This is a genomic window from Mycobacterium sp. ABE4_509 (assembly GCF_056160785.1).
In genome coordinates this window covers 1-2,464 of record NZ_JBSWXU010000269.1, presented here as the reverse complement: position 1 = coordinate 2,464, position 2,464 = coordinate 1, and the positions used below count along the sequence as shown (strand labels likewise).

2 protein-coding genes and 1 pseudogene are annotated in these 2,464 nt (G+C 66.1%); 1 reads left to right on the top strand and 2 read right to left on the bottom strand.

Translation table 11 applies throughout. The features are described 5' to 3' along the window. Together lsr2 and lysS are read right to left on the bottom strand one after the other, a co-directional pair. Positions 1-207, bottom strand: a pseudogene (gene lsr2, locus ACXAID_RS27740) (histone-like nucleoid-structuring protein Lsr2); the annotation flags it as partial. Between the two features lie 113 nt (positions 208-320). Beyond that, a complete protein-coding gene (gene lysS / locus ACXAID_RS27735) occupies positions 321-1,835 on the bottom strand; it encodes a lysine--tRNA ligase (protein WP_475025378.1) in 1,515 nt (504 codons plus the stop codon). A gap of 23 nt (positions 1,836-1,858) precedes the next feature. On the opposite strand from lysS, the gene ACXAID_RS27730 reads away from it, so the two are divergent. Next, the coding region (locus ACXAID_RS27730) for an alanine racemase (RefSeq protein ID WP_475025377.1) at positions 1,859-2,464 on the top strand (606 nt) is incomplete at its 3' end.

Genomic DNA, 2,464 nt, shown 5'->3' with positions numbered 1-2,464 from the left:
CGTCGCCACAGCGCGGCCCCGCCGCCGCCCGCCGACCCGCCGGCCGGCCTCCAGCCAGGGCTTCAGCTCGTTGCGCAGCTTCGTGGCGTTCTTGGAAGAGAGATCGATCTCATAACTCACTCCGTCGAGACTGAATTCGACAGTTTCGTCGGCGGCGCCCTCACCGTCGAAATCGTCGACCAACGTGACGGTGACTTTCTTGGCCATTAACGGTGCGCCCTTCTCTGGCTGTCGTACATGTGTCCCGAATTTCGATCAGCCCCCTGGGACCAATGTGCCATAAAGCGGCAATCCATTCAACAACGCTCAATCCCGGCGGTTCAGCTGCCGTGACGACGAACAATCGGGAACAAAACTGTGTCCCTAATCGAGAGTCCGGTCAGCGCCATCAGCAAGCGATCGATACCCATTCCGGTTCCGGTCGTCGGCGGCATCGCATACTCGAGGGCGGCGAGGAAATCCTCGTCCAATGCCATCGCCTCGTCATCACCCGCGGCGGCTGCGCGGGCCTGCGCCTCGAACCTTTCCCGCTGGATTACGGGATCGATCAACTCGGAGTATCCGGTAGCCAACTCGATGTGGCGAACGTAGAGATCCCATTTCTCGGTGACCCCGGGAATGCTGCGGTGCGCACGGGTGAGCGGCGTGGTCTCGACTGGGAAGTCCCGCACGAAAGTCGGCGCCCACAAGGTGTCACCCACCTTGTATTCCCACAGTTCCTCGACCAATTTTCCATGTCCATAGCCACGATCACGCGGAATCTCGACTTCCAGCGCGTCGGCGATCTGCCATAACCGGTCGACCGAAGTGTCGGGGGTGATCTCTTCTCCGAGGGCTTCGGACAACGACGGATACATTTGTACGGACGGCCATTCGCCGTCGAGATCGTAGACACTGCCGTCGGGCAATGGGACCTGGCGGGTACCGATCGCCTCGTCGGCCACCTCCTGAATAATTTCCCGGGTGGTGACGGCCGAATCGTCGTAGGTTCCGTAGGCCTGATAAGTCTCCAGCATGGCGAATTCCGGGGAATGCGTCGAATCGGCACCCTCGTTTCGGAACACCCGATTCAACTCGAAGACCCTGTCGAGCCCACCGACCACACACCGCTTCAAGAACAGTTCGGGCGCGATCCGCAGGAACAGGTCGGAGTCCAGCGCATTGGAGTGCGTGACGAACGGGCGCGCCGCCGCCCCGCCGGCCAAGGTCTGCAACATCGGGGTCTCGACCTCCAGGAACCCCCGTCGCTCCAGCGCCGAGCGCACCGCACGCACCACGGCGACCCGTTGCCGGGCGACGGTGCGGGCCTCGGGACGCACGATCAGGTCGACATAGCGCTGGCGTACCCGCGCCTCCTCGCTCATCTCCTTGTGCGCGACCGGCAGCGGGCGCAATGCCTTGGACGCCATTTGCCAAGAATCGGCGAGCACAGACAATTCGCCGCGCCGGGAGCTGATCACCTCGCCGTGTACGAAGACGAAGTCACCCAGATCGACGTCGGCCTTCCACGCGTCCAGCGACTCCCGGCCCACCCGATCGAGGCTGATCATCGCCTGCAACTGGGTGCCGTCGCCTTCCTGCAACGTCGCGAAGCACAGCTTCCCGGAGTTCCGGGCGAAGATCACCCGCCCGGCGACCCCGACCTCGTCGCCGGTGGCGGTGTCGGTGGGCAGGTCAGGGTAGGCCGCGCGCAGCTCGGCAAGGCTGTGGGTGCGCGCCACCTCGGCGGGGTAGGCCTCCTGCCCCGCCGCGAGCAGCCGCTCACGCTTGGCCTGCCGGATCCGGAACTGCTCGGGGATGGCCTCGGCATCGGGATCGCCAGAAACGTCAGTCACGACGTGCCAGCTTAAATGAACAGATGACCGTGCCTGGCCACCCGCCGATCGACCATGCCGCACTGCACCAACTCACCCGGCGACCACTGGACTGGACCACCAAGGGCATCCCGGCCCGCTGGTGGGGCCGAACACCCGCCGAAGTTCTCGAGCAGACCCCTGCGCTGTTCGAATCGGGGCCCCTGGGCCCGGTCTGTGTACTGCGCGCCGACGCGCTGGCGCACAACCTGGCCACGATGGCCGCCTGGTGCCGCGAGCACGGTGTGGAGTTGGCACCGCACGGCAAGACCCACATGGCTCCGCAGCTGGCGGCCAGGCAGCTCGAGGCCGGAGCGTGTGCGATCACCGTCGCCACGGTCTCGCAGGCCGCTGTCTACCGCGCGTTCGGCGTTGCGAATCTCATCCTGGCCAACGAGCTCGTCGACGCCGCCGGCCTGAGCTGGCTGGCCGCAGAACTCGACCGCGACCCCGGCATGAGCTTCGTGTGCTGGGTGGACTCGGTGCGCGCAGTGGAGTTGATGACCGCGGCGCTGGCCGGGGCCGGCCGACCCGTGGACGTCTGCGTCGAGCTGGGCCTGCCCGGCGGGCGCACCGGCTGCCGGTCCCGCGCGGACGCCGACGCCGTGGCC